The organism is Pseudorhodoplanes sp., assembly GCF_035565855.1.
In the GTDB taxonomy this organism is placed as follows: domain Bacteria; phylum Pseudomonadota; class Alphaproteobacteria; order Rhizobiales; family Xanthobacteraceae; genus Pseudorhodoplanes.
In genome coordinates this window covers 1-5,564 of the sequence record NZ_DATMRX010000240.1, presented here as the reverse complement: position 1 = coordinate 5,564, position 5,564 = coordinate 1, and the positions used below count along the sequence as shown (strand labels likewise).

At 64.4% G+C, this 5,564-nt stretch carries 7 protein-coding genes; 4 read left to right on the top strand and 3 right to left on the bottom strand.

The features are described 5' to 3' along the window. The 3 genes from VN004_RS13285 to VN004_RS13275 all read left to right on the top strand — a co-directional run. The coding region (locus VN004_RS13285; protein ID WP_325610753.1) for a 3-carboxy-cis,cis-muconate cycloisomerase at nt 1–1,317 on the top strand (1,317 nt) is incomplete at its 5' end. 130 nt (nt 1,318–1,447) lie between these two features. Next, entirely contained in the window at nt 1,448–2,227 is a 780-nt protein-coding gene (gene pcaD / locus VN004_RS13280; RefSeq protein ID WP_325610750.1) for a 3-oxoadipate enol-lactonase, read from the top strand. Between the two features lie 112 nt (nt 2,228–2,339). After that, the gene (locus VN004_RS13275) at nt 2,340–2,726 is read left to right on the top strand and encodes a carboxymuconolactone decarboxylase family protein (RefSeq protein WP_325610748.1); all 387 of its coding nucleotides are present in this window, start codon (nt 2,340–2,342) and stop codon (nt 2,724–2,726) included. Nucleotides 2,727–2,887: 161 nt separating this feature from the next. Here the strand turns inward: VN004_RS13275 and VN004_RS13270 are convergent, their stop codons facing one another. The 3 genes from VN004_RS13270 to VN004_RS13260 all read right to left on the bottom strand — a co-directional run bounded on the left by VN004_RS13270 (nt 2,888) and on the right by VN004_RS13260 (nt 4,957). Then, nucleotides 2,888–3,553: a hypothetical protein gene (locus VN004_RS13270; protein WP_325610746.1), complete on the bottom strand. Its 666-nt coding sequence runs from the start codon at nt 3,551–3,553 to the stop codon at nt 2,888–2,890. Between the two features lie 242 nt (nt 3,554–3,795). Beyond that, nucleotides 3,796–4,680 (bottom strand): helix-turn-helix domain-containing protein, encoded by an 885-nt coding sequence (locus tag VN004_RS13265; RefSeq protein ID WP_325610744.1) that lies wholly within the window; start codon nt 4,678–4,680, stop codon nt 3,796–3,798. A 109-nt stretch (nt 4,681–4,789) separates the two neighbouring features. After that, on the bottom strand, nt 4,790–4,957 hold the full coding sequence (locus tag VN004_RS13260; protein ID WP_325610740.1) for a hypothetical protein: 168 nt from the start codon (nt 4,955–4,957) through the stop codon (nt 4,790–4,792). A 299-nt stretch (nt 4,958–5,256) separates the two neighbouring features. Between VN004_RS13260 and VN004_RS13255 the strand changes: the two genes are divergently transcribed. Then, the coding region (locus VN004_RS13255; RefSeq protein WP_414710297.1) for an ABC transporter permease subunit at nt 5,257–5,564 on the top strand (308 nt) is incomplete at its 3' end.

Below are 5,564 nucleotides of genomic sequence, written 5' to 3'. Positions count from 1 at the left end.
AGCGCAGCGATGCGTGAAATCCTGTCGGACACCGCGCGCCTCAACCGGATGCTGCGGGCGGAAGCCGCCCTCGCGGCGGCCGAAGCCTCGGTCGGCGTCATCCCGAAGGGCGCAGCCAAGCCGATTGCCGAGGCGTGCCAGGCCAGGTTCTACGATATCGGCGCACTCAGTCTCGCCGCGGTGTCGGCCGGCAATCTGGCGATCCCGCTGGTCAAGGCGCTGACCGCCGAGGTCGCGAAGCGGGACCCCGAAGCCGCGCGCTATGTGCATTGGGGCGCGACCAGCCAGGACATCATCGACACTGCGCTCGTGCTCGAATTGCGCGCGGTGATCGACGACCTCACCACCGAACTCGACCGCGCGATCCCGGCCTTCACGACGCTCGCCGAGAAGCATCGCCACACGCCGACGGTCGGCCGCACCTGGCTGCAGCAGGCGCTGCCGATGCCGTTCGGGCTGAAGATTGCGGGCTATGCCGCCGCGTTGACCCGGTCGCGCGCAAGGCTCAAGCGCGTGCGCAACGAGTCTCTCGTTCTGCAATTCGGTGGCGCGACCGGCACGCTGGCCGCGCTCGGCGATCGCGGACTGGAGGTGTCGATCGCCTTTGCCAAGGAACTCGATCTGCCGCTGCCGGACGGGCCGTGGCACACCCACCGCGACCGGCTTGCGGAAGTCGCGAGCGCGCTGGCGATGCTCGCCGGGACCTGCGGCAAGATCGCGCGCGACGTGGCGCTGCTGATGCAGACCGAAGTCGGCGAAGCCTTCGAGCCCGCCGGCGAAGGGCGCGGCGGGTCCTCGACGATGCCGCACAAGAGAAATCCGGTCGCCGCCGCGTCCGGCCTCGCCTGCGCCGCGATCGCTCCGCAGCTTTGCGCGACCATCCTCGCGGCTGAGGTGCAGGAGCATGAACGCGCGGCCGGCGCCTGGGCCGCGGAATGGCCGACCTTTCCGGCGCTGGCGCTGGTCACATCCGGCGCGCTCAACGCGGTGGTCGATATCGCCGAAGGCCTCGATGTCGATGTCGAGCGCATGCGCGCCAATCTCGACATCACCGGCGGACAGATCATGGCCGAGGCGGTCGCCTTCAAGCTTGCCGAGAGCATCGGCAAGGCCGATGCCCACAAGCTCGTGGAGGAAGCGAGCAAGCGCGCGCATACCGAACGCAAGTCGCTCAAGGACGCGCTGATCGCCGATCCGAAAGTGACGGCCGTGATCCCGCCTGGCGAAATCTCGAAATTGTTCGACCCGATGAGCTACCAGGGCGTCGCGCAGCAATTCATCGACCGCCTGATCGCCACGGCGAAGGCAACGAAGTGATACGCAATTCCCGCCACCGTCATGCGCGCGCTTGACCCGCGCATCCATCAAGACAAGAGACGTTTTTGAAGATGATGGATTGCCGGGTCAAGCCCGGCAATGACACCAGCAAAGCCGGAGGAAAACCCGAATGCCCGTGATCCAAGCCAATGGCTGCCCCATCGATGTGGAGGTGAGCGGACCGGACAATGCGCCGGTGCTGATGCTGTCGTCGTCGCTCGGCACCACCAAGCATATGTGGGACCCGCAGATGGCGGCGTTCACCAAGGACCATCGCGTGGTGCGATATGATCGGCGCGGGCATGGCAGATCCGGCATCACCGAAGGCCCCTATTCCATGGAGATGCTGGCGCGCGATGCGATCGCGATCATGGACGCGCTGAAGCTCGACAAGGTGAACTGGCTCGGCCTGTCGATGGGCGGCATGGAGGGCATGTGGCTCGGCGCGAAGGCCGGCAATCGGATCGACAAGCTGATCCTGTCCAACACATCCGCCCATTATCCTGACAAGACCATGTGGCACACTCGCATGGACACGGTCGGCAAGGCGGGCTCGGTCGCAGCGATCGCCGACATGGTGATCAATGCCTGGCTGACCAAGGATTTCCAGACCGCGCATCCTGATGTCACAGCGCGCATGAAGGAGATGATGATCGCGACCCCGGTCGAAGGCTATCTCGGCTGCTGCGCCGCCGTGCGCGACATGGATCACCGCGAAATCCTGAAAGAGATCAAGGTGCCGACGCTGATCATCGCGGGATCAAAGGACCCGGCGACCAATGTCGCGGCGGCCGAATTCATTCGCGACAGCATTCCCGGCGCAAAGCTCGCCGTGGTCGATGCGGCGCATATCGCCAATGTCGAGGTGCCGGAGGTCTATGCAAAGGAAGTGCTGGGCTTCCTCGGTTAGTTCACCGTCATGGCCGGACCGCGGCGTAAGCCGCGTGATCCGGCCATCCATCTTTTTTGAATGATGGATGCGCGGATCAAGTCCGCGCATGACCAAGCGGAGAAACGGTGCGATGGACGAGACAGAACGCTACGACAAGGGCATGGCGCGCCGGCGCAAGGTGCTCGGCAATGCCTGGGTCGACAAGGCCAATGCCGGCAAGACGCCCTTCAATTCCGAATTCCAGGACTTCATCACCCGCTATGCCTGGGGCGAGGTGTGGACGCGGCCGCATTTCGACGAGCGCACGCGCCGCGTACTGGTGATCGGCACTATGCTGGCGCTCGACAAATGGGCCGAGTTCCGCATGCATGTGCGCGCCGCTTTGGTCGAAGGCGGCTTCACCCCGGACGACATCAAGGAAATCATCATGCAGCAGGCGATCTATTGCGGGGTGCCGGCGGCGAACCATGCCTTCAAGGAAGCGGGCGACGTCATCGCGGAGATCGGCAAGGCCTGACTTCGCGGCGCGGCGGAGGCGCGCCTTCGCCGTGGCTATTCGATGCGCAGTCGCATCCCCCATGTCTGTCATGCCCCGCGAAGGCGGGGGATCCAGTCAACTGATGAAGGCGTTGCGTTTACTGGATCGCCCGCTTTCGCGGGCGATGACAGTCGGAGCGTTCAGCGCAAGTTGAGCGTGAACCACGGCCCCTCGGCTTTCGCCAACGGGCTCGGCGCAACCGACAGGCCGGCCGTGTCGCGCAACTGCGTCCAGCGCTCCGGGGACGTTCCGCCGCGGACCTCGGGCGTGATCGTCACAGGCCGATCCTTGCGAAAGCGCCTTGCGCACCACGAGAAGAGGCGCTCGACGCGTCCGGGCGCGCGATCCTCAGTCTCGGGAAAGCGCTCGATCATCGACAATGTCGCGGCAAGGCCGACCAGCCATAGCGGCAGGCGCCCCTGCACCAGAATATCGCTCGCACCCTGCATGATGGCGGGCATGGCCACCACCATCGTCACCATCACAACAAGGATCAGGCCGGCATCGAGAAGATCATGCGACACGCGCATGCCGCGCCACGCGCCGACCCTGCTCACCAGATGCAACGCGAACACACCGGCAATCGTCAGATAGATTGCGCCGAGGAATGCCGCGACCTTGAACACCGCAACGCCGTGCAGGCCGAACAGCGATCCGATGCCGTGGACGAGCCGCGCGAACGGGAGCTGCTCGAGACCGTAAACCGGCGACGTCAGCACCCGGTACGCCTCGAACCCGAATACCAGCGCGAGGTCGAACGCGATGACGGCGATCAACACCGGGACGGCTTTCGGCAGCCAACGCATCCGCACCTCCCCCGGCGTTCCGGCTTCCTTCCTGGAAGGTGACTTGGATCGTTAATAACGCCGCTTCAATCGAAAGCGTTTGTTTACCTTAAAATCGGCGCGGCGCCTTCTGAAATGTCATCGCCCGCCAACGGGGCCGCGCGGAGCGCGCTCCCGATGACAGACTCCAGCGTGCGTCCAGTAAACACAATGGCTTCTTTACTGGATGCCCCGCTTTCGCGGGGCATGACAGAAAGGGTCGATCACGCCAGTTGCTGGGCGCGAAAATCCTGCGGGCTCATGCCGGTCTGCTTGCGGAAAAACCGGGCGAAGTGCGAGGGATCGGCAAAGCCGAGCTCGTAGGCGATCTCGTGGATCGGACGCCCGGTGAAGACGAGTTCCCGCTTCGCTTCCGTCAAGACGCGCTGGCGGATCAGGTGGCCGGCTGTCACCCCTGCGGCGCGTTTGACGTGATCGTTGAGCCGGTCGGCGGTCATGGCGAGCGCGGAGGCGTAAAAGCCGATCTGGCGTTCTTTGCGGAAATTATCCTCGACGAGACGCTGCAGCGTATCGACTGTTGTGTCCGCCGGGGCGAGGGTCACCGCGCCGGTGCGCGCCCGGCTTGCCGATTGCCGGCCGACCTCGATCGCGATCAGCGCCAGCAGCGCGCGCATCGCCAGCCGGTAATTGTCGCGCGCGAGCAGCATCTCCTGGTGCAGATCTTCGCACAGCGTTTCCAGCCGGCTGCCGCGCGCGGGATTGAGCGTGAAGATCGGCTCGGCCGCGAGCGCCTTCAGCCGGCTGATGGTGTCGCCGGATTTCTGGCCAAGCACCGACGCCACATCCTCGCTGAAGCTGATGACATACCCGTCCGTCACATTGGCGTCGAAGCGGAAGCCATGCGCGACATTCGGTGCGACGATGATCGCGCATGGCGCCTCGAAAGGCCGGATCGAAGCTTCGAACGTCATCTCGCCGCCGCCGCGCTCGACCACGAGGATCTGGAACAGGTTGCGATGACGATGCGCGCGGATCAGCCAGTCATGCAGCGAGGAGCGAGACGCAATTGTCTCGACATGCATGAAATCGAACGCCTGATCATCAGGCGGATCGCCATAAAGATGGAACAGGGGGAGCCCGGCGCTCATCGCTTCAGACTAGCCCCGTTCGATTCGCCCGCCAACCGGTCCACAAACGAAAGCCCCACCTTGCGGTGGGGCCTCGGTGCAGAATTTGCGTTGTGCGTTGCAGCGCGAACTAGCGGTTCTGCTGCTGTCCCGGCTTCTGCTGGCCACCCTGCTGGCCGCCCTGTCCCGGATTCTGGCTCTGCTGGCCCGAACGCTGTCCGCCTTGCTGCCCGCCGCCGTGCTGACCACCCTGATTCGGGTTGTTCTGCTGCTGCTGGCCTTGATTGTGTTCTTTCATAACAGGCTCCTGTTTGACCCCTGCCCGTCCAATGAACGCTTCCCCGATCCCCGGCGTTCCCTGTTCCCTGCACACGAAGCTTTGACGCGAACCGCCTGCCTTCCATGCGTTTTGGCCACAATGCGGAGGCAGCCGGCCGCGGCGCCCGGGGCGCACGGATCGCATCCACGGCTGCGAATGCGCGTCGCGTTGCCGCCTTGCACCCTCGCTGCTAAGAGTCGCATGTCACTCGGGCGCAAAATTTGCATCCGATCGGCGGGCCGGTACGTGCGACAATCCGGGGGGAAGGGCGCGTCGACATGGAAGTTTTTCTTCAGCAGCTCATCAACGGCATCACGCTCGGATCGATCTACGGTCTGATCGCGATCGGCTACACCATGGTGTTCGGGATCATCGGCATGGTGAACTTCGCCCATGGCGACGTGTTCATGGTGTCGGCTTTCGTCGCCCTCATCACCATCCTCGTGCTGTCGACTGTGCTCGGCATCTCCTCGATCTTTCTCACCCTTCTGATCGTGCTGGTCGTCGGCATGCTCATCACCTCGCTCCTGAGCTGGGCGATCGAACGCGTCGCCTACCGTCCCCTGCGCGGCTCGTTCCGCCTCGC

Excerpts from the sequence above, each read along its gene's own strand:
- VN004_RS13270 (WP_325610746.1), bottom strand. The coding sequence starts at position 3,553 with ATGCGTTGGCTGCCGAAAGCCGTCCCGGTGTTGATCGCCGTCATCGCG.
- VN004_RS13260 (WP_325610740.1), bottom strand. The coding sequence starts at position 4,957 with ATGAAAGAACACAATCAAGGCCAGCAGCAGCAGAACAACCCGAATCAG.
- VN004_RS13265 (WP_325610744.1), bottom strand. The coding sequence starts at position 4,680 with ATGAGCGCCGGGCTCCCCCTGTTCCATCTTTATGGCGATCCGCCTGAT.
- VN004_RS13275 (WP_325610748.1), top strand. The coding sequence starts at position 2,340 with ATGGACGAGACAGAACGCTACGACAAGGGCATGGCGCGCCGGCGCAAG.
- pcaD (WP_325610750.1), top strand. The coding sequence starts at position 1,448 with ATGCCCGTGATCCAAGCCAATGGCTGCCCCATCGATGTGGAGGTGAGC.